General features: G+C 35.2%; 28 protein-coding genes. 20 read left to right on the top strand and 8 right to left on the bottom strand.

What is annotated here, in order from left to right; translation table 11 throughout:
• The 4 genes from ACN6MW_RS27090 (at position 1) to ACN6MW_RS27105 (ending at position 2692) form a co-directional block, all read left to right on the top strand.
• Entirely contained in the window at positions 1-618 is a 618-nt protein-coding gene (locus ACN6MW_RS27090; protein ID WP_419872912.1) for a hypothetical protein, read from the top strand.
• Positions 615-1127, top strand: a complete 513-nt coding sequence (locus tag ACN6MW_RS27095) for a hypothetical protein (protein WP_419872913.1) — start codon at positions 615-617, stop codon at positions 1125-1127. Before ACN6MW_RS27090 ends, ACN6MW_RS27095 begins: the two co-directional genes overlap by 4 nt.
• Positions 1128-1219: 92 nt before the next feature.
• Positions 1220-1432 carry a hypothetical protein gene (locus tag ACN6MW_RS27100; protein ID WP_419872914.1) on the top strand — a complete coding sequence of 71 codons (213 nt, stop codon included), beginning with the start codon at positions 1220-1222 and terminating at the stop codon, positions 1430-1432.
• A gap of 60 nt (positions 1433-1492) precedes the next feature.
• The gene (locus ACN6MW_RS27105; RefSeq protein WP_419872915.1) at positions 1493-2692 is read left to right on the top strand and encodes a hypothetical protein; all 1200 of its coding nucleotides are present in this window, start codon (positions 1493-1495) and stop codon (positions 2690-2692) included.
• Positions 2693-3059: 367 nt separating this feature from the next.
• Here ACN6MW_RS27105 and ACN6MW_RS27110 read toward each other — a convergent pair whose 3' ends face one another.
• Entirely contained in the window at positions 3060-3476 is a 417-nt protein-coding gene (locus ACN6MW_RS27110) for a hypothetical protein (protein WP_419872916.1), read from the bottom strand.
• 99 nt (positions 3477-3575) lie between these two features.
• Positions 3576-4124: a hypothetical protein gene (locus ACN6MW_RS27115; protein WP_419872917.1), complete on the bottom strand. Its 549-nt coding sequence runs from the start codon at positions 4122-4124 to the stop codon at positions 3576-3578.
• Between the two features lie 939 nt (positions 4125-5063).
• Between ACN6MW_RS27115 and ACN6MW_RS27120 the strand changes: the two genes are divergently transcribed.
• On the top strand, positions 5064-6845 hold the full coding sequence (locus ACN6MW_RS27120) for an ATP-dependent nuclease (RefSeq protein ID WP_419872918.1): 1782 nt from the start codon (positions 5064-5066) through the stop codon (positions 6843-6845).
• Between the two features lie 395 nt (positions 6846-7240).
• Positions 7241-7831: a recombinase family protein gene (locus tag ACN6MW_RS27125; protein WP_419872919.1), complete on the top strand. Its 591-nt coding sequence runs from the start codon at positions 7241-7243 to the stop codon at positions 7829-7831.
• Between the two features lie 173 nt (positions 7832-8004).
• Here the strand turns inward: ACN6MW_RS27125 and ACN6MW_RS27130 are convergent, their stop codons facing one another.
• Positions 8005-9870, bottom strand: a complete 1866-nt coding sequence (locus ACN6MW_RS27130; protein ID WP_419872920.1) for a GIY-YIG nuclease family protein — start codon at positions 9868-9870, stop codon at positions 8005-8007.
• Positions 9871-10625: 755 nt separating this feature from the next.
• Between ACN6MW_RS27130 and ACN6MW_RS27135 the strand changes: the two genes are divergently transcribed.
• The 5 genes from ACN6MW_RS27135 to ACN6MW_RS27155 all read left to right on the top strand — a co-directional run bounded on the left by ACN6MW_RS27135 (position 10626) and on the right by ACN6MW_RS27155 (position 15241).
• A complete protein-coding gene (locus tag ACN6MW_RS27135) occupies positions 10626-11702 on the top strand; it encodes a hypothetical protein (protein ID WP_419872921.1) in 1077 nt (358 codons plus the stop codon).
• A 59-nt stretch (positions 11703-11761) separates the two neighbouring features.
• Positions 11762-11935 carry a site-specific integrase gene (locus ACN6MW_RS27140; RefSeq protein WP_419872922.1) on the top strand — a complete coding sequence of 58 codons (174 nt, stop codon included), beginning with the start codon at positions 11762-11764 and terminating at the stop codon, positions 11933-11935.
• A gap of 219 nt (positions 11936-12154) precedes the next feature.
• Positions 12155-13273 (top strand): TIGR02391 family protein, encoded by a 1119-nt coding sequence (locus ACN6MW_RS27145; protein ID WP_419872923.1) that lies wholly within the window; start codon positions 12155-12157, stop codon positions 13271-13273.
• Positions 13274-14091: 818 nt separating this feature from the next.
• A complete protein-coding gene (locus tag ACN6MW_RS27150) occupies positions 14092-14745 on the top strand; it encodes a restriction endonuclease (RefSeq protein WP_419872924.1) in 654 nt (217 codons plus the stop codon).
• A gap of 34 nt (positions 14746-14779) precedes the next feature.
• Positions 14780-15241, top strand: coding sequence for a hypothetical protein (locus ACN6MW_RS27155; RefSeq protein WP_419872925.1), 462 nt, complete (start codon positions 14780-14782; stop codon positions 15239-15241).
• 323 nt (positions 15242-15564) lie between these two features.
• Here ACN6MW_RS27155 and ACN6MW_RS27160 read toward each other — a convergent pair whose 3' ends face one another.
• Both ACN6MW_RS27160 and ACN6MW_RS27165 read right to left on the bottom strand, forming a co-directional pair.
• Complete coding sequence (locus tag ACN6MW_RS27160; protein ID WP_419872926.1) at positions 15565-15945, bottom strand: hypothetical protein; 381 nt, start codon at positions 15943-15945, stop codon at positions 15565-15567.
• 198 nt (positions 15946-16143) lie between these two features.
• Positions 16144-16410 (bottom strand): helix-turn-helix domain-containing protein, encoded by a 267-nt coding sequence (locus tag ACN6MW_RS27165; RefSeq protein ID WP_419872927.1) that lies wholly within the window; start codon positions 16408-16410, stop codon positions 16144-16146.
• A gap of 133 nt (positions 16411-16543) precedes the next feature.
• Here ACN6MW_RS27165 and ACN6MW_RS27170 point away from each other — a divergent pair, with 133 nt between their 5' ends.
• From ACN6MW_RS27170 to ACN6MW_RS27190, 5 genes are all read left to right on the top strand, one after another.
• Positions 16544-17539 (top strand): SHOCT domain-containing protein, encoded by a 996-nt coding sequence (locus tag ACN6MW_RS27170; RefSeq protein WP_419872928.1) that lies wholly within the window; start codon positions 16544-16546, stop codon positions 17537-17539.
• A gap of 523 nt (positions 17540-18062) precedes the next feature.
• Complete coding sequence (locus tag ACN6MW_RS27175; protein WP_419872929.1) at positions 18063-18800, top strand: hypothetical protein; 738 nt, start codon at positions 18063-18065, stop codon at positions 18798-18800.
• A 105-nt stretch (positions 18801-18905) separates the two neighbouring features.
• Positions 18906-19325, top strand: a complete 420-nt coding sequence (locus tag ACN6MW_RS27180; RefSeq protein ID WP_419872930.1) for a GTP pyrophosphokinase — start codon at positions 18906-18908, stop codon at positions 19323-19325.
• Positions 19326-19516: 191 nt separating this feature from the next.
• Positions 19517-19729, top strand: a complete 213-nt coding sequence (locus ACN6MW_RS27185; protein ID WP_419872931.1) for a helix-turn-helix domain-containing protein — start codon at positions 19517-19519, stop codon at positions 19727-19729.
• Entirely contained in the window at positions 19696-20682 is a 987-nt protein-coding gene (locus ACN6MW_RS27190) for an IS3 family transposase (protein WP_419872932.1), read from the top strand. Before ACN6MW_RS27185 ends, ACN6MW_RS27190 begins: the two co-directional genes overlap by 34 nt.
• A 77-nt stretch (positions 20683-20759) precedes the next feature.
• Here ACN6MW_RS27190 and ACN6MW_RS27195 read toward each other — a convergent pair whose 3' ends face one another.
• A complete protein-coding gene (locus tag ACN6MW_RS27195; protein WP_419872933.1) occupies positions 20760-21119 on the bottom strand; it encodes a winged helix-turn-helix transcriptional regulator in 360 nt (119 codons plus the stop codon).
• Positions 21120-21273: 154 nt separating this feature from the next.
• On the opposite strand from ACN6MW_RS27195, the gene ACN6MW_RS27200 reads away from it, so the two are divergent.
• Entirely contained in the window at positions 21274-22005 is a 732-nt protein-coding gene (locus tag ACN6MW_RS27200; RefSeq protein WP_419872934.1) for an NADPH-dependent F420 reductase, read from the top strand.
• A gap of 203 nt (positions 22006-22208) precedes the next feature.
• On the opposite strand, the gene ACN6MW_RS27205 is transcribed toward ACN6MW_RS27200, so the two are convergent.
• Complete coding sequence (locus ACN6MW_RS27205) at positions 22209-22391, bottom strand: H-type small acid-soluble spore protein (protein WP_364141031.1); 183 nt, start codon at positions 22389-22391, stop codon at positions 22209-22211.
• A gap of 187 nt (positions 22392-22578) precedes the next feature.
• On the opposite strand from ACN6MW_RS27205, the gene ACN6MW_RS27210 reads away from it, so the two are divergent.
• A complete protein-coding gene (locus ACN6MW_RS27210; protein WP_419872935.1) occupies positions 22579-22854 on the top strand; it encodes a hypothetical protein in 276 nt (91 codons plus the stop codon).
• 82 nt (positions 22855-22936) lie between these two features.
• Here ACN6MW_RS27210 and ACN6MW_RS27215 read toward each other — a convergent pair whose 3' ends face one another.
• Positions 22937-23452 carry a hypothetical protein gene (locus tag ACN6MW_RS27215; protein WP_419872936.1) on the bottom strand — a complete coding sequence of 172 codons (516 nt, stop codon included), beginning with the start codon at positions 23450-23452 and terminating at the stop codon, positions 22937-22939.
• 217 nt (positions 23453-23669) lie between these two features.
• Here ACN6MW_RS27215 and ACN6MW_RS27220 point away from each other — a divergent pair, with 217 nt between their 5' ends.
• The gene (locus ACN6MW_RS27220) at positions 23670-24065 is read left to right on the top strand and encodes an RDD family protein (RefSeq protein ID WP_364141024.1); all 396 of its coding nucleotides are present in this window, start codon (positions 23670-23672) and stop codon (positions 24063-24065) included.
• Between the two features lie 145 nt (positions 24066-24210).
• Positions 24211-24696 (top strand): hypothetical protein, encoded by a 486-nt coding sequence (locus tag ACN6MW_RS27225; protein WP_419872937.1) that lies wholly within the window; start codon positions 24211-24213, stop codon positions 24694-24696.
• Positions 24697-24799 lie beyond the last annotated feature (103 nt).

The following is a 24799-nucleotide window of genomic DNA, read 5'->3' on the forward strand; positions in this document are numbered from 1 at the left end:
ATGAGCCTATGCATCGCACTAAATAATCCTAATAATTTTACAATTATCTCAGGTGACGGACGAATAACAAAAGGGAATCAATTAGTTAGAGATGATCATAAGAAATTGACTAAGCTAACAGAATATATTTCAATGTTCTGTTCAGGAGCCCAAGATTACTGTGAGGAATTAAGATCAATAATTAAAGCACAAGTGAATGAGCATACAAGTATACACGAAGTTGCGTTTATCGTTCAGAAGGCAAGCCAAGAGATTCAGAAATGTTTTGAAAACGAACATGCAAGTTATCTTGAACAGAATCCAAAATTTTCAGCATTGGCAACAGTTATTTCTTATTATGATAAAGCTACAAACCAAAGTGGAACGATTGAATATTGTCATACAGATGGATTCATACCACACGATTCAAGGGCTTCAACAATGACTGTTAGAGGGCTGGAACGTGAAAAGGTCTTTGAATACCTAGGAAATCAAATTGAGCCTGACAGGATCATTGAGAGTGTGTTAAATACGTTCAAGTATATTAGTGGTTTAAATAAAGATGTTGGTGGAACAGTAACGATCCATGTTGTGAGCCTTGAGGGAATCGATGTTTATGAATGGAGTGACTATAAATGAATCTAGGTACAAACGTATTCATGGGAGAAAACGCAAAAATCTCATGGAATCAAGTAACAGATAAACACATTGATTACTCTACAATCGTAGGATCAAAACCATCCAGCAATGCTGATAATACAAGTGAAAATCTCTCAGGTTCGTTAGGAATTAACTATACTCAAATTGGAGCGACTTATGTTTACACTGGAACATTGAATGCGAATCAGATTAATGCAGGAAAGATTTCAGCACAATATATTGATGCGGAGAGCTTATCAGTTCAGCGGATTAATCAGAAAAATTACGAAGGTAATTACATTAAAGTTGGAGGACAGTTTGGAGATTTAGAACTTAACTACGCTGGTGTTAATTATTTCACCATCTACAATGGAATTGATTATGTATCGTTTAAGCATTTTGGTAATGAGTATCTAAAATTATCAGGAGCAACTAATACAGCAACTGCTGTTGGGCAATGGGACTTCAGTTCCGCAAACGTAACAGGAATTACAGCAACCTTTGGTTAGGTTTATTTGATGTGGGAGTTTGTGAAAACGATAACTTGATTTTCAAGTGGTTTACAGGAATGTAGGTTGTTTATTTGGAAGGGGAATGCATTATGAACAATGATAATCAAAATGAATATTTTTACTGCTATTCGAAGAACTTGTTTAGGTTTTTGAAAATGGATATGAAGATTAACTACATTTGTACTGGGCTTCACGAAAAGACGCTAAAGCAGTTCTGGCAGTTTAAACGTGTTGAAGCGGTTAATATTGCGTTGTTTGAGTATACGCAAAGAGGAATTGATATGGGTGTTATAAAGATATAGCACCTTTGTTTTGCATTTGGTTTCAAATTAGATTGTTAAATCAAAGGAGAAGTGGATTATATGGAAAAAGAGTTAGGGGTCAAGCAAAATCATTATGTAGGGTTTCCGATGAAGATGAACGCCTACGCTCACGAAGGTTTATTTATCATGCAGAAAGATGAAAATGCTTTCATTTTATATTTCCTTTTGGGTAAAATTTCGCAAAATTATTGGACTTGGGGAACAGTGGAAACTACGGTTGTCACTCTTAGCAAGCAATGCCTAATTAAGACGAAGGACAGTGATAATAGAAAAGAAGTCAAACGCTTGTTGTTGTCCCTGTATGATAAGGGATGGATTAAGATTACCTTTGATGAGGAATCTTTTGAGTATGATACGTTGATTACTATAACGATGGTGGACTTGGATAGTCCCCACATCATGGACGTTGTTCTTAGCGATAACTACAAGCATACAGGATGGCTTAAGGTCACACAGGAAATGTTTGACGCATGTAAAGGTAACGCTAGACACTTTAGAGCCATGATATACGCCGAATGGCGTATGTTTCGTGGTCAAGAGAATGAAGGAACATACCGTATTTCGGGTGACGAATGGAAAAAGGCAATGGGCATATCAAAAGCAACTGCTGTGAAGTTGGTCAAAGAACTTGATGAATTGAACATAGTTGATAAAGAGCGTGGCAAGCCATACATGGATGAAAATAACAAACCAAAGCGTGAAACCAACCTTTATTCCGTTGTGAGTGCAGAAGATCGCCAAGAGCGTGAGGAAGAGGCCAAGGAATCTCAATATTCCTTCGCACACCAACACAATATTGATGTTGATGATCAAATTGGTGCATGGGAAACCATAGATCCAAGAACTGAAAAGACCAATATATTCAAGACAGGCAATAATGATTGGCTTACAGGTTATTGTTGGTACGTAATTCACGATACTGATTGCCAAGCAACTAAAGAACATGGTCTATGGCGTCTTAAATTAATAAAGGATGCGAATCCTACCGGTTACGATAAACTTGTTCAAGCTGGCTTGAGAGAAAAGAAGAAGCAAGAAGACAAAATACGTCAGAAGGAGTTGCAGAGCCAAGTAACTTATTCAACTGATCCAGGGAATAAGAACTACATCGACCCTGCTTGGATTGATTATGATGATGAAGATTCATCGTTATCAAAAACGAATGCAAAGTTAGAACGTAATGTTAGGTATAAAAACAAACAAGATGATTTAGAAGATGAGTATGCTTTCTTAGACTAATTGAATTAATAAATAAGCTAATGATTAACGAATTGCTAGCTATTTGTTAAGGCTTAAATAAACTACTTGTACAATTGTGGATGCTTAAGTGCCGAAGGCACGACAGGAGCGAAGCGACATGGTTTTGATCTTCAGAAGCGAAAGCGAAAGAACCTACCCCAAGGGTTGTTTATGGTAGGTTTTTTTCTTTCTCTAGTTCTTTGGTTTATACTGTATAGTTTCAAGTCAGATTTGACAAAAAATTATACTTTGTCAAGTTTAAAATGAAGTCAAATTTGATACGATTTTATACTTCTTAAAATATAAAAGTGTCAATTTTGATTGAAAATTAGACCCAGCCAATTCAAGGATGCAGAACAGAATCAACCTATATGCAGTTTTTTGTGATGTATTGCCATACCTTTAATCCAAGTGAATATGCAACTAAAATCATAGTTTGATTCCATTGGATTTTGTATCTATCTTCAGCGGCCTCGCTAAGAATTTCTGTTATTTTATCTGCTCTTAAAGGAGTTTTCAACTTTTCGAAGCGATTAAGATGCATATAATGTTCTTCATTATGCTCACCTTTGTAATCAGCTACTTCAACAATACCAGTGGCAATACCTCTTGCTATGATTCCTTCACCACTACTATATAGATATACAATATCGTTGGCTTCGATTGTGTCTATGTAATGTTTCCAAGGGCTATAATATGCACCACACTTCATACTGTTGATCATATCGATTTCGTCTAGAGGATTGTTTGTTTTGTTTGTGTTGATTATGTAGACTTTAGGCACTTTAACAACTCCTATTCATTAGACTTCTATTTGAAAAAGATGGTTTAGTATGTTTATTATCATAGCATTATGAATATAATTTGAGTTATAAATCAGGAATTAATTGTAGTTAAAGAATGAAAAGGGTGGATTCTTCCTTTTCTTTTTTTCAGACCAATCTACGTTGCACATTTGAATAGAAGTGCCTCGATAACGAAGCCATTTATCTCGATAGTTAGGGTGATCTGGGTATGAGAAAGCAGGAGGCATCTCCTTTGTTGGAAGTTCCGTGTCCTCTTCTTTGGTTACAATGGCACCGTAAAGAAAGTTATCAAACAGTTCCCATAATAATTGTTCAGAGATGGGTTCTTTGCTTTCCAGTAAACGTTCACGGAAATAAACTCTAGGAACTATGTGGTCGTGCCGCAATCCTGCTAAGGAATCTTTTTGGTTCTTTCCCTCATCTCGTTTACTAATGTAGTGTTCTATAGCTTTCTTTGACCACATAGGACAACCAACAAACTTTTGATTATAGTTCTCAGTCCATATATATAGGGTTTCAGCTAGCACCGCAAATTTAGTGCCTGTATGCAAGTTGGGACAGTTCAAAACAAAGTTCAGATCTTGGATCATGATTTCCTTGGAACGAAAGCGTAATGCTTTTGTCATCCCTTCACGCTCCTTTTTAACAGTTTCTTCTAGTATATATGTTCAGAGAAAAAAATGTAACGGAAACCATATATGTTACAACTATCATCACTTTTTAACTGACATTAGTTTAAATGGGATACCTCTTACTGAGACAATAAAGCTTCCTAATGTTGGATATGTAGAAACTTCAGTTTATAACGCATTTATCTACGATAATGAAAATGATATTTATATAATTTTTGATAGTGAATCTGCTATTTATAAAGTAAAGGAAGACGAATGTAACATTGGCCTTTGTAAAACAGATATTCTTGGGATCGAAATAATAGCATCTACTAATATTTGGAACAAGGAAGTAATAAAGCCCATTATATTAGAAGACATACCGTTGACAATGATTAAGCCAGAGAAGTGAGGTTTAATGAAAAGCGGGCTATTTCTGTTGGTAGATGCTTGATCAGTGAAAAAAATGAGCCTATTTGATTTGAATCAATGATAGGTTTAGCTTCATATTTCATTTTTTTATAAACTCTGACTACATAATAATATGTTAGCTGTGTTAGCCTGAACGTTTTCTGTTATTTCTAATGATGTGCCCAGCAGAGCCAGATTTGTAAATCTAAACGTTAACAACGTGTAATACTGGGAGTTTTACAGCAAGTATTCCCAATATAGCACTACATGTTACCGTTAAATGAGCATCGTAGAAGCACATTAGCAGATGCCCCTGACTTAGATAAAATTGAAGTTTTATTTAAGTGAAATTAAATTTAAATCGATAAAGTTCGAAAGAAAAAATGGAAATTGTTAAAATGAGAGAAATAAGTACACAAGATCTTTAGTGGTATCTGCATTGTCATATCTTTAGGGAATATGCTACTATTTTGTAATATAGATGTAATACTTTGAAATTCCTTTCAGAATTGAAAATACAAAAATGCAAGGGTGTATAATAAATTGATAAAAAAAATCAGACTTCAAAGATTTAAGAAAGTAAAGGATCAAACATTCGAATTGAAATCAGAAGGCATAACAATTATCGCAGGTGCTAACAATTCAGGGAAATCAACCTTATTGCATGCAATGGCAGTGTGGGAATTTTGTAAAACTGTTATTCTTCTAGGTAAAGGTATAAATAGCTTATTGCCTGGAAGTAATTCTCAAGGAGTGGGATTATCAGTAGATGAGTTTTTACCTGTGGCTATTCCAAGCCTAAAGCATTTATGGACTAACTTAAAAACGCAAAAAGAATCATCAAACGATCAAGATGGCTACACTTTGCGGATTTGTTGCTATTGGGATACTCCTTCCTCTAAAGAGTGTAAGCTGGAATTTGGTTTATCATTAGTAAATGATAGATTATTTATTAAAACAACAGATTCAAATTTAATTATTGACGATGAAATACCAACAATAGCATTTCTACCTACATTTGCTGGAATTACCGAAAAAGAAAATAGAATGTCAAGAGCAGACAGAAGTAAGCAAATTGGCAAAGGGCTTGCAGGGTCAATATTAAGAAACATGCTTCTTGATATGAATATAGAAAATAAAAAGAAGCGTGATATTGCAAAAGGTGATAGAAGTAAAATTTCTAGTGCAAAATTAAATGTATTAAGATTAAATGACCCGTGGGAACTATTACAGAAAACATTAATAGATATTTTTAATTGTGAATTAGAAGTTCAGCCATTTAATGATCTATATCATAACTATATTAGAGTTGATCTTTATAAAGGCAGGATGTTGAATAATAGATTCACCAAATTTCCTAATTACAGCAAAAGGGATATTATGGTTGAGGGAAGCGGATTCTTGCAATGGTTAAGTGTCTATTCCCTTGCATTGGATAACAGTGTTCAAATACTAGTTTTAGATGAACCAGATGCCCATCTTCATAGCAGTTTACAGATTACATTATTAAATCGACTTAATGAAATTGCAAAATTAAATAATAAACAAGTTCTAATAGCAACTCATTCAACTGAAATTATAAAAAATACGAAAGCAGAATCCATATTGCACATTAAGCATAGAGGTACTAAATATTTGACTGCAGATTATCAGAAGATTGGATTATTAGAAGGGCTAGGAAGTGAGTACTCACCCAAAATCAATCAACTTCAAAGATGCAAAAAATTGCTTTTTGTAGAAAATGAAAGTGACGCAAATTTCTTGAAAATTTGGTGTAACACTTTAAATGAAAGATGGAATGAAAATATTGTAATTTGGCCGACTACTTATGGACATAAAGAAAGAAATCATTTATTTTTAGAGTTGAAAAAAGAAATACCAGATCTTATTGCTGTTAGCTTAAGAGATAGAGATGAGGAAAATTATAATACTGTAGACCATACACTCATTGATAAAATTATGAATAATAATGTGAGTGACATTGTTTATTTGAAATGGAGAAGAAGATATATAGAGAATTATTTACTCGCACCTCAAGTAATTGCAAGGATCACAGGTAAGTCCGTTGAGGAGATAAAGAAACATTTTGAAGAACATCATTCCCTTGCATTAAATGGAGGAAATACATCTTCAAATGTTCCTTCAGCAATAAATGAAGCTAGAGGGAAAGAAATAATTTCTACCAATCAGTATTCGATTGAAAAAACTTTTGGCTGTGACAAGCATTCTATTGCTAAGGAAATGAAGGCAGAGGAAATATGTGATGATGTAAAAACGGTTATCACGATCTTAAATGATAAATTTTCCGAATTAGTCACACAATAAAGCTGATCTGTCTATAGTTTAGAATGAGCAGTTACCGTATTATTAGGTAACTGCTTATTTAATCATTTTATTGTTGGAAAAATATTAAGGGCCATAATTTCGCCAGTGCTCAGACCTTACCATATGCAAAGTGCTTTATACGTTTACATGACGCAACTTCTTATATACAAATTTATTGAAGGTTAGTGCAAGATATAATTTTATCCTAATATTTGAAATAGGTCTCTAAAACGAATGTTTAAGAGACTCATTACGCTAAGAGGTATTAGCGGTTAATACGAAGGAATAATCAGTATCAAAACTCATCTCAAAAATAAAGTCTCAATAAATTTTACTTTTACCGTTTTTGGTACTATGATTGGTATATTGATCCAAACGGTAAAGGGGTAACGTGAATGGGTAAGATTGGGTATGCAAGGGTGAGTACAACTGATCAGTCTTTAGATTTACAATTAGACGCACTAAAAGCCGCTGATTGCATTAAAGTCTTTGAAGAAAAGGCTTCGGGTAAAAATGATGATCGTCGAGAACTAGCCAAGGCTTTAGAATATTTACGTGAAGGTGACGCACTTGTAGTTTATAAGCTAGATAGGCTGGCAAGATCGACAAAGAAATTAATTGAGTTGAGTGAAGTGTTAGAACAGCGAAAAATAGAGTTAATAAGTATACGTGATAACATCGACACAACAACAGCAGTAGGCAAGGCAATGTTTAGAATGCTTGCTGTCATTGCTGAACTTGAGCGAGATATTATTAGTGAACGTACAATGGCTGGGCTTGTGGCCGCAAGATCAAGGGGTCGTAAAGGTGGTAGACCCTCAACACCTGCTAAGAAACTTGAGCAAGCTCTAAAGCTGTATGATAGTAAGCAACATGGTATTAAAGAGATCACTGAGCTAACGGGTGTTTCGAAGGCTACCTTGTATCGTGAAGTTGCAAAGAGGGATTTAAAAGGGTTGAAGGACGTAAATGTTGAGATTCATTAAATAGCTAATGTAGCGTTTTACAATAAAATCCTTCTAAATTTGAAGGCTTTTTTCTTATGAAGGGGGGGCGTGGTTTTAACTTTTGAGTTAAAATCCGAATTTCTAAGAGGGTAATGCACTACAGTCGATCGACAATGAATGACGAATACTGGTTTTAATTACTATATCAAATTCTAATACGATCCTTTGGGTGCGGGTTCTACATCTTTATACGAAACCTCTCTTTGTATATTTCCAATAATATATGGCTTAATTCCAAATCTCCTAGCTATAGCTGATTGTCTAACACCATCCAACAACATTCTTTTAATGATTTCTACAAGTTTGACATCTATATTTGGAACTTTAGTTCTTTTCTCTATTTTGTCTTGAGGTTCTCTTAGATCATAACAACCCTCTGGTGCAGGAATAACATGTGCATACGATTTTCCCACTCTGATATCGTTTACATTGCTAGTGGTTAATCCAAATCGATCTGCAATAATAGAGAGCTCCACCCCATCCATAACCATTCTTTTCGCAAGGGCAATCAGTTCTAATCTTTTCTTTTCTTCTTCGATCTCCACAAATTCTTTGTAGCTTCCTTCGGGTGCCGGTTGTACATGACCCATCAGTTTTTCGTTCCGAATATCAAGTATATATGTGGTGGTGAAGTTATATCGTTTGGCGATAAGAGAACCTTTAATCCCGTCCAGTAGCATACGTTTGATAACAGAAACCCTTCTTTCTTGGTCTGTTAATGTGTCGATTTCATAATTCGCTTCTGAAGGTAGGATACTTCTCCCATATTGACCATATCTAATCCGGTAAATCTTCACATAATCGATATTGGTTTCTCTCGCAATCACAAGAGGTTTAATTTCATCCAAGAGCATTCTTTTGACTAGGGCTATTTTTTCTCTTTCTTGATTGAGTTCTTCCAGTTCATCATATTGTCCTTCGGGTGCTGGTTCCACCCATTTCCAAGATATTTCTGATCCAATGCTATTTACCATACTCTTAGAAATTTTGAATTTATTACGGATCACCTTATTTCTTACTCCATCGAGGATCATCCTTTTAATGATCGACACTTTGTTAGGATTCATAGCGTGTTCTTTTAGCTCTTCCATCTTTTCTTTGAACCCTTGCACCCAAACCACTTCATGTAATGTCTCTGTTTTAATTTTAGAAATCGTAAAAAATGTCACCCCAAACATGTCTCCAATTTCTTGTTGGGTATGCTTGTTTTCCATTAGAAGTTTCTTTATTTGAATAATCTTATTGACATCATCACCCAATGCGTTTAGATTAGGGACTCTTTCACTCAAACGGGTATCTCGATCCATATTCGGTGCGAATCCGTCTACCTTGATATGCGTGTGATTCCTTCCAAAATAGATATTTTGTATAATATATACAGAGCAACCGATCATCTCTGCAATTTCTGGATAGAGATAGGATGTATCTCTTAAAAGTTCCTTGATTTTAATAACTTCTTCTTCGCTTGTTATACAGTTATAGACATTTTCTCCTTTGGGATAAGTGTTCCCTCTATCCATTTTGGGCGTAAAACCATCTACTTTCAAATGATTCCAAGTTGTTCCATTATAAATACAACTCACAAGACTGTCATGAATGCCAATGATATCTGCAATTTTACTTTGTGTATAACTCGTATCTCTTAAAAGTTCCTTAATCCGTATCACTTCGTCGGTCAACAAATCACTACGACCCGCTGTACCGCCACCGCCTAACGTTAAATTGTATCCGTTGCAATCAGGAAAAGCGGTACAACTTCGATATTTATCGATATACTCGATTTCCTTTTCATCCAATTCTTTTTGGGAGTTCGCAAAATCAATGATATCCTTATCAAAATTCTCCCACCCATTCTTTTTGATGGTGTGATAGAGGGGGGAATTAATAACTTTAAGGCTACAATGAAAGTGTTCACTCATCCTTCTTTCAAATAACCTTGTCGTCTGTCCGATGTAAACTTTACCATTAAAGTTGTTAGTGATTCTATAAATGATTCCATACACTTCACTGAAATTCATATTACGAGATCATCCTTCATTTCTGATAAATCCTTCAGTGCCATTTTTGAATCCATTTACAATATTTCATCCTAAGTATCCAAGGTCGCTTGTTTAAAGATTACGCTTAGCTCCATTTCAAAAGACAACTCAGTCTGTCTATAACTTCCCTAACTACCTAAATAGGTTTACATTGACGTAACAACCTCATCATATGTAACTTTCACGTTATCATTTCCATGTTTTTGAAATAAAATTCCTGTTGGATTAATGAACTTAAACATAGCAATGATGTCTCTTAGCAAATCAGCAACACCAATTAAAACTTTTGCTCAGGCTATTTTGCAATTTGAGAAGTGACTAGACGGAGCAGGAACGAATCTATGTGACTACGCAAGATCAGATGTTCAAAAGTAAGTCGAGGAACGCATTAGCATCAGAAGAGTTAAGCATCTAATGGAGAAGAATAGACACAAAGTTCATCAGAATACTCGCCATAGCTTCAATACGGGCTTGTGTGAGCAGGAGAGGACTAAGTGTAATCAATAGTTTAAGTGGACATAGTTCAGCGGATATGATTTTAAGGTTTAGCATGCCATCAGATGAAGATAGGATACAAGTAGAAGAAAACGTATTTATGGACTAAACACCTGTAGAGGTGGCTTTTTTGTTGTTCATTGAGTATGTAGGTAATTTAAGTAATTATGATAAGGAAATAATTTTCAATAAACAGTATGATGGTAAAGGTGTAATTATTTGTTTAAGGAGGATTTAAGATGGAAATGTATATGTTCAGGTTTTTGTTTAATATTACTCTGTCACTTCCTGAGGATTCAGAGTATAAAGTGAATTATAAAGGACATGAAAGCTTGATTAAACTAAAAACAATCAAGGGAGCAAATATTTCGTCATATAGAGGTGAAGATTATTCATGGGTCACAAAAATAGAGGAAAATCTAATTACTGCGAGAATAAAACTGAAAACAGAAGATATAGTGCAGAAGTATATAAAATATTACAATAACGAACATCATTTTAGTGGTGGGGTAATTGAGCCTACTAATTTTTCCATCATTGAAGTGTTCCTCACAATTCCAAATAAACATTATTTAGAAAAAAATTTAGATCAATTAGAAAGAGATGCTTCTGAAATAATAAACTATACGATAAATGCTTATAGGTTAATCTTTCAAGAAAATGAAATATCCTTACCGCAAGCAAGTGATTCCCCTGCAATTGAAATTTGGTTTTCAGAGAGTGTTGATAAAGGGAATGGATATATTGATCACAATTTTTTACCATTTAGTCAAAATTATAACTTTAAGAAAAAAAAGCGTGACAAGAATGGACAAATTGACGATAACCTTAAGTTGTTCAAAGAATTTATCTATGAGGGTGTAGCTATTTCCCTCTATCAAGAACTTATGCTAGATGCTATAGAACAAGGTGAAATAAGAAAGAAATATGAAGTGACTGTAGTAAAAATAGGTACTGCATTTGAAATTTTTATGCAGGGCTTATTAGTTTCTACATGTGAAAAATTAAATATCGACAAATTACAAACTGGAAGAGGTACTAAGCACTATAAACTGGCTATACAAGAAGGTAAATTAATTGAGGATTTATTAAAAAAGTATCTTAAAACGTTTGTAGATACCGATTCTATTCTAAGCGTTAAAGAATATAATCATTGGCATTCAAAAGCATATACTTTAAGGAATGAAATTGTTCATAATGGTCGTACAAACGTTTCAGAAATTGAAGCAAATAAGGCTTTTGTAGCTACCAATAATTTGGTATCTCTAATAACTAATAAAGTAAATCAAGTATTACAGAAAGATACTTATAAATAATGAAATTAATTTTTTTGCTTCTTATCATTTTATACAATATCAGAAGTGTTCAGTATCTAATGGAGAAGAATGGACACAACGTCCATCAATCACGCCACAGCTTCATAACATGGCTTGTACGAGCAGGTGAGGACATAAGCGTGATACAGAGTTTAAGTGGTCACAGCTCAGCTGATATGATCTTAAGTTACAGCATGCCAATGCGAGTAGTAGAAAACATATTTAAAGACTAACCACCTGAAAAGGTGGTTTTTAGTTGTGTAGGAGCGGGTGGAGTGGGATAACAGTAAAATCACGAATATGATATGCGAAAAGGGATAGTACGCATCCACGCAGAAACTCGACGGTGATTTCGAAATGATAAGTATATACGTTAAAGACCATTGTTCCAACATATGGTATAATGCGAGGTGAATTATAGTTTATAAGCATTTAATCTAGAGGTGATATTCATGGATTTGAAATTTAATGTGCAGCAAGATTTGTGGGAAGCTATAGAAAAAAATTATGAAAATGAAAGTTACTCTAGTGCAATTTTAGATACTATTCATTTATTAACTGAAACCATTAGAAATAAAACTGGTTTAGAAGGAGATGGCTCTAGTTTAATAGGACAAGCATTTGGTAGTGACAATCCTAAGATACAATTAAATAAATTGCAAACTGAATCAGAAAAGAATGTACAAAAAGGTATTCAAGATATACTTAGAGGATTGTTTACCGCTATTAGAAATCCTAGAAGTCATGATAAGCATAGTGATACAAAAGCAGAAGCAGATTCCATAATTTACTTTGTCGACTATTTATTGAAGATCATTGATAAATCTAAAGTGAATTTCGAAGAATCAACATTTTTAAATAGGGTTTTTGAGAAATATTATGTTAAAACCGAAGAATATTCTCAGTTGTTAGTAAACGAAATCCCAAAACGCCAAAGAACAAGCATAGCAATTGAAGTAATTTTGCGACGAAAGGATGGTGATGTGTACAATCTTGGTTATTTTTTTGAAGCTCTTCTTGATAAGATGGAAGACTATGATTTGTTTCATTTGTATAAAGTAATTAGCGAAGAATTAAAGTACACAAGTTCAGATATAGATATTCGAACGATTTTACATATCGCACCAGCAAAGTATTGGAACAGAGTAGATAAAGTAGTGAAAATTAGAATTGAGAATTTATTGTTAGAAAACGCAAAGATGGGAAAATATGATTCCTCGTCTGATAATTGTAGATATGGACAACTTGGAACTTGGGTTAGTTCAGAACTTTTGAGGAATTTTGAAAATTCTGAAGAATGGACAATCATGGCTATCGAAAAGTTGGAAAATGGAAATGATGATGATAAGGCGTATATAGAAACTTATTTTTGGGATAAAATCTGTGAAGTTAATTCCGAGAATATTCATAACAGACTAAAATATTACTTAAGAAGAGGATTGAAAAATAAGAACGAGGATATAGTGAATAAGTTGGATTCTGTACTACAGTTCGAAAAGAACCATCCATGGTGGGAAGTTTTTGAAGAGGAATTGAAGAGTTATCCTGAGATAGTATACTATGATTTTTAAATCATCAATTTTTGTTCAATGAAAATACAGTTAGAAATTAAAGGAAAAAGACATCTTGTTAAACTAATATAATTTTTTTGTTGCCATCTGCCGTAGTTAACTGTAGTATTAAATTGTTAGTATATGGCGAACAACCTTGGATTACGTCAAATTCAAGGAGCAATTAACAATGATAATAACTAGTGAAAATGCATTACTTTTATTGCTACTATTACTTATATTGAAAGTAGTAAGGCAAGAAATCAATTTTTGGTTGAGATACCTTAGTTATCTGATGAGACAAGTAGGTTTCTTGTTTATGCATATTAGTTTATTGCTGGAACATAAAGTCGGAAAATACAATAAACATAGAGACAAACACTTAGATAATCACAAAGGTAAAGTTTCCAAAATGAAATAACTAGTAAAACAATATCCATTAGGCTTGTTCGCCTACTTACTGACACATCAGTAAGCTAGGTGAACAAGAATAAAATATGAAAAACAAGTAGAAAGAACTCACGTTTAATAGCGTGGGTTCTTTGCTTATTGCTTTCAGAAAAATCAAATGAAGGTGGCTTTTTTATTCGAATATTAAAGAGTTCACCTAAAGTTAATGGAGAAGAAATTGAAACGATAAGAATAATTCTAAGTTGCTGAGTAATGATTGTAGTTGATATTTCGTTTCTTTTTTATTTGGAGATTACGAAAAGAATATATATTCTGTTTCGACAAATCATGGTAGTATTTAACTGTTAATAAACTGGGAGTAGTTCGAATGATCTATGTCCTGCTTATCTTATAATTTAGAATCATAAAATTAGTTGGAGGTTTCTTCTGTGTATGGATTAATAGTCTTCGTAATCGCAATCATTATCGTTGTATGTGTTATAGTTTTCATTGTATTTAAAATCAGGGACAAAATGGCTCATAAGAGTGCTAGTCAACCATTTGAGGAGAATTATGATCTAAAGGCAATTAATATTTCAGATATTGATAAGATGGAAGATGGCTCTGAGTTTGAGATGTATCTATATAGATTGTTTCTTGAATTAGGATACCAGGGTGTATATAAAACTGTAGGGGCTAGAGATTTTGGAGCAGATGTGATTTTTACAGATCGAGAGGGTATAAGGACTGTAGTGCAAGCGAAGCGTTACACAGACTCTGTTGGCATAAGTGCTGTGCAGGAAGTGTTTTCTTGTATGAGGTATTACAAGGCAAAGAAAGCTATTGTGATAGCTTCTGCCAAGTATACAGATCCTTGTGAAACGTTGGCAGGTATAAATCATGTGAAACTGTTAGATCGTGATGATTTGATAAGCATTATTGATGCTTTTAAGAAGGACGATACTCAAGCAGTCAAAGACAGAATTGAAGCTGAACCAAGGATGATCTTAGAATCATGGAGTGAAGCTAATAGTACTGTCCTTCATGAGATAAAAAAAGATTATAAGGCAGAAAAGTACGTGAAGTCAGTTATGGGGAAATAATTATAAATAATTATTGGACTACGAGGAGAGAAGTATGAAGAACTCAGTACAGGTAATGCTAGTTGTTCTTGTTGTAATTTTAGGGGCTATTGTTGGGAGCAAAATGATCCAGACGGATACAAAAGATGCTAGCATTTCTCAACAAGAAACTGAAAAAAGTGATCCTTTTAAAGAATTACGAAGTGATAAAAAGCATGTTGAAGAAGAAGCTTTAATAAAGAAAACTGTAGACAAATATATGTATGAAAATTTCGGGAGTGTTTTTAAAACTACATGGTTTGATGCAGTAAAAGGTACTGGTGTTGTTATAAACGAATATGGAAGGATGTATATAGTACAGTCCAATGGTGATGACGAAAAAGCAAAAGAGTATGTAGGTGGCCTTTTGAGCTTCTTTAATTCTAAAGCAACAAATGCAAAATATAACGTTGATAAGATTATACTCGTGAATAGCGATAAAAAGATAATACACCAGGTTGATACAATAAAATGGTGATACTCATATTTATAAGAAACATATCACTCTGAATATGCTAAGAATAGGCTTTGTCAAAAAGGGTGCTATTACTGCAATCATAATATGTAAGAAGAACCTTACCACTGGACCAGCGGTAAGGTTCTTTTAAAACAGACGTCTTGCTCTTTTACGTTATTACTTAATCTACGCAGTTGATATCCTCGATTAATTTACCTTGTTCAGATCTAATTAAAATAGGTTTTTGAAATGCACCTGAAAGATATTCAACTGTCCCTCTTAGGTCATTTAAATTAGTCCAAACAAGAATATTTGCGGTGTTATCGTTTAATAAATCTATGTTACTAATAAACTTCGATAATTCGATAAGTATCATTTCCATCAATAAGTTCTTTAAGCACTCTATAATTCCATATGTAACCCTTCCTAACAGGTATTGATGAGTCTTTGTCTGGTTTATTTGCTCTCGCTCTTTCTAAAAGTTCTCTAGCGGCTACTCTTCGTGCCTTTGACTCAGGGGAGTCTTTTTTATGTAAGGATCTTACTAAAGACATTAAGTCAGCACCCCTAATAGTATTATCATTATAATCCCAAAACCTCTCATCATTTAATTGATTAGCAGGCTCACTCATTTCATAAATAAATTCAACGGCTAAATCTGTATCGTTATTCCAACCAACTGTACCTGTATGAGGTATTACCTTCGCAGTTAAAAACAAATTCAAGTTGAAGTATGGTTTGAGGGTGAAATAGATATGGTGGGGAGAGTTGTGTCATTTACTGAGGACATTGTACAAATGCATGATGGGTATTATTTAAGAGAAAACTGCTATTTCAAAAGACAAATGGTATAAAATAGGGATAGATATGGTTAGAAATATAGCAAAAGACGCTCAGGATTGTGGCAGAGCGTCTTTTTTTAGTTATTGTTGTTTTGGGCTGTCCAGTTCTATTTCTACTAACCTGACCATGTCAGATGCCTTTAGATTTAATGCACGTGATAATTCGAATAAGGAAGTTAGTGTGGGTTGATTTATACTTCGTTCAAGCATTGAAATATAAGTTCGATCTAAGTTTCCCTCAGAAGCTAAATCTTCTTGTGTCATATTATTTTTTAATCTTAAAGATTTTAAAATTCTGCTAAATGCTAAGGACTCTTTGCTTGGGTCACTTTGTTTTGTTCTTTTCATCCCAAACCTCTTTTTAATCTATTATCAAGTTGGTTTGAAATAGCTGACCACGTAGCATGCTCTACAAAAAGGTTTAAAATACCTATTTTCAATGATATATTAGTTTTATTCAGAAAAAGAATGGGGTATAGACATGGTGGAAGACAGAAACAGTTTACCTAATACTGAAGAAATTACTGGGAGTGCAGAAGATGATGTAACTATTGTAGAGGTGGAGAAACCGAAAGATAGGTTATATATTGGTTGTGTAAGCATTTATTTTATTATCTCCATACTAATATCCATTTGGACTTTTACATGGTCAGATGCAAGTGGACGTGATACTAACTTTTTCGGTTGGTGTTCAGTGGTAATTTTACTTGTACTTATACCTTTTATCGCTTGGCTTGGAGATATCGAGAATAAGGATAAAGAAAAAAAAGTAAATGAATTAAATGATCGTTATAAAAATAACTTAGAAAACCATTTGGATTTCAAAGTATCGAGCAGTTTTAAAGCAGTAGATTATGAGACTTCAATAAGTGTAGATGAATCATCTAAAGCGATCTGTATAATGCATTCAGGATTAAGCAATTCAAAAACTTTTTCTTATAAAGACATAATTGAAGTACAAATAATAGAAGATGGTTATACAATTTCAAAGACTTCAAGAGGTAGTCAGATAGGGGGAGCAGTAATTGGTGGTGTGTTGACTGGAGGAGTAGGGGCGATCATCGGTGGATTATCTGGTGATGCTGTCCAAACCAGTAAAGTGAAGCGAATTGATCTAAAGCTGATAGTAAACGATACCACTAAACCTGTATTTTTAATAAATTTTATGAATGAACTCGATGAGAAGTCTGGAATGAAGTTTAAGATGGGTGTAACTAAGGAGAGTGAAAAGTACAAATTAGCTATAGAACAAGTAAGACATTGGCATGGGTTGATTAGTGTATTAATTAAAAGGGCAGACGATGAAGAAAAAGGAACTAACAAGAATATAGTCGGTACTCGAACTGAAGGCAATCATGAAAAAACAGCCAATAGTTCAGTAGCTGATGAACTTACAAAACTATATGATCTACACACAAAAGGGATTATTAGTAAAGAGGAATTTGAGAATCAGAAAGCAAAGGTTTTATCAAATTGATTTATTTAATTGTTTCATATTGACAGGGAATGGATAAAAGAGTATCTTTATACCAGTACACAGGATTTAGTGATATCTGAGCAAAAATAACAGTTAAAAGTTGAGTCGAGTTCTGTGTAGCTAGAGAAGGCAAGTGTTGAAAAACTCAGTATTATCATAGCTTTGGCAAATATAAAGGACGCACAGGACTTAAAATCCTGCGGTGGGTGACCACCGTACGGGTTCGATTCCCGTCCTCGGCATACCTAGAAAACCTTGAGATATCAATGGTTTTCACGAAGTACATAAGCTTCACAAATGCCGAAGGTTCTGAGTACTTATTCTTTATAAGTATACTGAACGTAAAGCGAAGGAAACTCTCTCTCAACACTTGCAATAAACAAGTGTGGGAGGGAGTTTTTTTATGGAAAGAATGCAGTATCGGCAAATTGAAATGTATCATATATTTTCATGAAAATACAGTTTTAAGGTTCATCACAAAAGAATGCGTAAATCGGGATTAATTTAAGGAAGGACTAAAAAAATGATTACATATAATAAGCTGGTAAGAGATAAGATCCCGCACATTATTGAATCTAGCAGAAAAACATGTGTAGTTAGAGTTCTTGATGAACATGAGTTTGCAAATGCTCTTAAAACAAAGATGCAGGAAGAATTGAATGAGTTTCTGGGAGCTAAGACAGTTGATGAACAGATATCAGAACTAGCTGATATGGTGGAGGTTATATATGGGTTTTTGGAGAATGAGGGAATTAACTTAGAGGATTTCGAAAAGAAGAGACAATTAAAGAAAGAACAACGTGGCGGGTTCGAAGAGAGATTACTTTTGGTAAGTGTCAGTGAAAACGAGAAAGAGAAGGTATTCAAACAATATTCTGCAAAAGAAGAACTCATTGCTAGGGATATTGATAAGTACATTATGGAACATTTAGAAGGTATAAAGATAAAGTTCCCTGTAACGGATTGCATTGGATATAAAATTGCAAATAGCAAGAAGTTTGCTAGTTTAACTATTCAAGATAAACATAGTCTGATCTTACATATAGGAAAGAAACAAGATATGCTCGGTACTTTATTGCAAGGAGAAATTGATGAGTTATTAGGTAAGGAATTCCCAAGAAGCATGACTGATAATTACAAATACTCACACCAAGCATTTATTAAATTGGAGTGGGTTAAAGATATTGAACAAATCAAGACTTTTATTGAAAAGGCATATGATCTTAGTATAGCTCATATAAAACAGAAGTTAATAACTTAAAAGGCAGCTAAAATCAATAAATGGTATAAATCTTGATTTAGATAAACGCTCAAAACATGAGGTTATACAAAATCATGCAGGCCTGTTCACAGATGGAGGAGTTATATGGCTGACCTAACAGAAGCAATTATCTTGGCAGCAACAATGCACAAAGGACAATATGATAAAGGCGGACTTACCTACATATTGCATCCGCTGCGAGTAATGCTCAAAGCTTCCGATGATGAAACAAGAATCGTGTCCATGCTGCATGATATTGTTGAGGATACAGCAATGACGCTTGAAAACCTTAAAGAGCTTGGATTCAGCGAGAGAGTTGTTTCTGCCATTGATTCTTTAACTAAAAGAGATGGGGAGACGTACCCCGATTTTATTCAACGTGTGAAATCGAATGAGTTGGGCACTCATGTAAAGCTGCTTGATATTGAAGATAATAAAGATCTTACAAGAATACCTAATCCAACGCAAAAGGATTTTGACCGTATAGCAAAATACGAAAAGGCCGAATCTGAACTAAAGAATTAGTTTTTTTTAAGATGCTAGATCATTGGTAAAATCCAGATAATGCGATCTTTAATGGCTATCAAACATAAATTGAATTGCTCAATTGAACTAATCAATAAAAACGCCCACGATCGGAATTGAAGTGCACCCCTTATAGTAGACATTGGATAAACCCATATGGGAAACCGATGATACTTTAGGGGTGTATTTTTATGAGAAAAAGAGAGCAAACGAATAAATTGTATTCAAATGAAGTTAGGAAAGAAGCCGTACGTTTACACGAGGAGGATAAATGGACGTACAAGCAGATTACAGAAAAGTATGGAATACAAGATAAAGATAGAGTTCGTAAATGGGTGTATAAATTCAGGAAACAAGGCGAATATGGATATTGGATAACAGAGGCCGCCGAGAAGAGTATATAGATAAGGATCGTTACAACCAACAACTTCAACGGTACGGTACTAAAAAAGTGCTTAGAAATCTGGAAACGGGAGGTGTGAAAGGCAAGTATGCAATTATCGAGGAGTTATCTGATCTTTACCCAGTGACTCTGCTATGTGAATTACTTGATGTATGGAGGAGCACATACTATCGATATCTTAAGCGTAAGAAAGCAGACCCTGATGGTATAATCAAGCAGCGGATAAAGACGATTTATCTACAGCGTGAGCGAACATACGGCTATAGGAGAATCCAAGGTGAGTTAGAACGTCAGTACAATGAAACGGTGAATCATAAGAAAGTATTACGCATGATGCAAGAAATGGGTATTAGATCTATCATTCGTGTTAAACGTCCCTATTTTAATAATTATCAAACCGCGCATTCAGATGGCAGAGTATCTCCAAACCTCTTGGATCGAGAATTCACTGCTACAAAACCAAACCTTAAATGGGTTACAGATATCACACAATACCGCATTGGGGAGCAGCGTCTCTATCTGTCTGCCATAAAAGATTTGTGTGGGAATGATATTGTAGCGTTTCATATAAGCACTAGAAATGACAATGAGTTGGTGCTGAACACCTTTGCAAAAGCTTTTAAACAACACAAGGATGCTTCTGGTAAGATAGCTGATCTAATCGTTCATAGCGACCAGGGTTCCCAATATACGTCTCACGAATACCACAATCTAATACCTAAGGTCGGCGCTCAAATCAGCATGTCACGTCGGGGCAATTGTATAGACAACGCCGCAATGGAAAGTTTTTTCTCGCATCTGAAAACGGAAGCACTCTACCCCTATGATATTAGTTCAATTAGCGAGGCTCAACAACGAATTGAGGAGTTCATTCGATTTTACAATAATGAACGAATACAAATTAAATTAAAAAAACAGACGCCAATTGAGTATCGACTACAATTTACAGCATGAGTATTAGACATAAATCAAATGTTAGACTGGACTTCATTAAGCTAATGGGCAGATTAATTTAAGATGTCCAATTTGGGTTAATCTATTTTATCCCCAAACTTCTTCCCGAATTCTTCCATTAAATCAATAATAGGAATTAATTCCTCTCCTTTTAATGTTAATGAATATTCAACACGCGGAGGAACCTCTGGATAAATTTTGCGACTAATTAAGCCATCGGCTTCTAATTCTCGAAGTTGTTTTGTTAGGGATCCTTGTGAAAGTCCCCCTAAACGAGTCTTAATTTCATGATATCGATGCGGGTTAAACTTTAAAAACCAAAGTATTAGATACTTCCAACGTCCCGAAAGTATGTTTTGAGTGAAGGCGATGCCATATACTTCTCTATGATCTTTCTTACATTCTTCACTAAATTCATCTTCATTTATTCTAGACACCTTAATCAACTCATTTCTGCTGTTAGGTACGAAAAAGTGTACTATGTCAATTTTAATTGCCTTCTTCAAATTTCCGAGCAACGTATATATATTAGTACATGTACACAGATTACTCAATCAGGGGATCCTAAAATAGGATATTGGAGGAATGGAAATGAGATTTGGAATTATAGGTGCAGGACCAATTGGGTCTAATATTGCGAAAAAAATGGTTGATAATGGACATGATGTCAAGATTGCAGATGCTCGTGGGATTGAACGCTTGGAAGGGAAAAATCTTACAGGAACACCTGTGATCGTAGAAGATGTAATTAAAAATATTGATGTTCTTATAACAACGATCCCTTTCCACGCATTACCAAGCATTCGCAACATTACAGATAAAGTTGGGGAGGAAGTAGTCGTTGTAGACACTTCAAATTATTATCCTCAAATAAGCGGTAAAATCGAAGAAATTGAGAACGGGATGGTTGAAAGTGTTTGGGTATCCAAACATTTAGGTAGAACTATCATTAAAGCTTTCAACAATTTCTTAGCCTATACGTTAGAACATCATGGAACTCCCGAAGGGACTTATGGACGCATTGCCATAGCGATTGCTGGTGATGACCTATCCCATAAACAAATAATTATGGGTGTCGCAAACGATCTAGGCTTCGACGCTGTAGATAGTGGTTCTTTAAGCGATTCGTGGAGACAACAGCCAGGAACCCCTGCGTACTGCACCGAACTTACAAAAGAGCAATTAACCATAGCCTTAACTAAAGCGAATAAAGAAAAAGCGCCATTTCTGCGTGATAAGGTGATGGAAAAGCTGGTAGTTTCAGGTGGTACATTTTCCATTCATGATGTTGTTAAAGCAAATAGAGAAGTATTTAATTCATAAATTACAAATCCATGTACCTTCAAATAACTGGGATCGATAGTTCAATCATAGAAGCGGCGGACCAGAATTTGGTCTGCCGCTTTGTCATTAAACACTTCAGTTCATAGGGCTTTTTTCATTGTCTACAATATTGGGGCTTGACCAAATTCCGTAGTGGGCATTTTTATTTTACATTCCATTTATTTCATTGGTCTAAGGCTGTTTTAACTGAAGTTCTCAACCAAACTTTCTAACGATACCGTTATTTCTTGATCTGGATTGCCAAGAGGATAGATCCTCGCGGTCTCATTTTCATTAACATGCTGAATATAGACCGGAGTTCCTTGATAAGTCACATTTTCCATAGTCGGTGATTCGGAAATTTCCATTGCTCGTTGTTTATTCATGACAATCTCCTTCATTTTTTGATCTTATGTAGTATCTCGATCTGTTATTTGTTTTATTCCGGCTTTAAATGCTTCCTGAACAAAACATATCATGAAATGAAAGCGAAGGCATAAAAAATGTGATGCAGCGCACAATAATTATTGGTCAACAAAGGACAATTACACTAATGATTGGAGGCTCACTTAAATGGTAAATCGAAATCTACAGCAGATCGCTGCCAATCTTCAGGAGAATCAAAAATTACAAGAAGCGCAGTTAGAAGTACTAATCGCACATGAGCAGCTGCAAGAAGAAAACCAAGAATTATTAGAAGCGGAACAACTGCTGCAAGCGGAAACGCAACAAGTATTGCAAGCGCAGCAGCAGGTCAAAAAGGAACATCAGGACATTCAGAAGGCTCAACAAAAGCTGCAGCAGGCTCAAGCTGCAGCCATGACTCTACAAAACAATCCTCTTCAATAAAAAATAATGTTACTTAGCTCAAAAGAGCCTTCGGATTGTTCCGGGGGCTCTTTCCTGATCATACATAAGCATCAAGATTTTCTTATTCCTTTGCAGCAAGTCTTGAAGCATTATGAGCCAACCGGTGCAGCGTGTTATTTTTTTTATGTCTTCCTATGTATTTTATTTTTACGTCAATTAAGGGGTACAGCCGCTGTAAGTGATTTCTAGAAGCAATGATTTCATCCCGTATTTGTTCATAATACGGATTTGAAAAGTACTTACCCGATATGATTTGTTCGATCCGGCTAAAATCCGTGTAAATGAAAACGTTTTTTGGCTGATGTTCTTTTAGCGCGTTTTCCAGCATTTCAAGGCTGTAAAGGACAGCGAATAATTCCCCGTAGTTCGAGCCCCGATCATTTTCGATGCTCAGTTTTTTGGCGGTTACGCTTATCGTTTTGTTGTAGACAAAGCAGCATGCTACGGCATAATTATTTTGCGCAATAAAGCCAGAGTAGTCGCAATAGAGATAGATGATGCCTTTGTTAAGAATATTTTGCCTCAAGATTGGATTGGCGTAAGCTTTTTTTATTAATAGGTCCCTGGTCGAATCCACGTAAAATGAACCTCCTTTAATGAAGTTAACGCAAAGCAACATGACTTCGGTGCGTCTAGTAAAAGGATTACCATATTATTCGGAAAATAACGTTTCGGCTGAATAAGAAAAGGCTGGATGGTAATCATTCGAATGAGACTGACATATACCTTAATTGATGAGCGAATGAATCGTCAGTGAACGTCAATATGATTAGTTACAGGAGGGGTTTGCACGCATGAATGCTGGCTTCTGGATCCGGTTAGGCGCTTCCTTGTTGGACGGTTTGATTGTCGGTATTCCATTATTTATTATTTCGCTGCTGATCACGGGCGGACTTGAGGGAAGGGAGTATTTTACGGATGTGATTTCCTTCCTCTACACGCTGCTGTTACCGGTTTTTTGGAACGGCTTTACGATCGGTAAAAGGATTTGCGGCGTTCAAATTCGGAAGCTTGACGGTTCAAGTCCAGGAATCGGCACGATGCTGCTTCGAAATGTCGTAGGCGGGCTTGTGTATTCTCTGACGCTCGGGATTGCGGTTATCATAAGCGCATTTATGGTTGGGCTGCGCGAGGATAAGAGAGCCATACATGATTTTATTGCAGGTACGGAAGTAGTGTCGGTGAACTAACCTAACTTCTTTAGAGGCTTGCTGCATGAAATCGCAGCAAGCCTTTTTTATTGCCTCCATAAATCTGTTTTTGCTTTCTTGAATTTGTTTGAAGTAAACTAGAAGAGGCGGTTACTTGCCTAAGTCATAGGAAAGCGGGGATTACATGATCGAGCACGCAAACGAGGAGACTTCGCTGAAGCATAACTCACGTCGTTTATATGCGGAGATATATTCCTTAAAGGATACGCTTTACAATGATCTTCTTGAACGGTTTGGAGAGGATGCTTCCTTGAGGGAACATGCAGAGCGGTGGAAGTCGGGTATTATGACCGCGGCCGTATCGACAGCGCTTTTCAGCTCGGCATTATCAGGCAGCAAAGCGTTTCCTTATATTTATTCCTATTTGAAAATAAAGCTCCAAGCGCTTCATCCTGCTGGGGAAGCTGCGTTTGAAGATTGTATGTCAACGATATCTAAGCTGCTGAATGGAACGGATTATCATTCCGGCGCTTTTGCGGAAGGGCTGGCGCTGTGGCTGTATTTCAATATTAAAGGCAAAGAATCCTTTCATGAAGAGGATACACTTCCGTTCCTGCTTGCCGGCCAATATATCAACCAGTATTTTTATAATTGGTTCGATAAGCAGTAATGTGTCATTAATTAATAAAAGACCCGAATGAAGGACTGATCCACAAACGTCCTTCATTCGGGTCTTTTTGCTGTAGTTTAAAAGCTGCAAATGGATTGCTTTG

It is taken from the genome of Pristimantibacillus sp. PTI5, from assembly GCF_048572955.1.
Lineage (GTDB): Bacteria > Bacillota > Bacilli > Paenibacillales > Paenibacillaceae > Pristimantibacillus.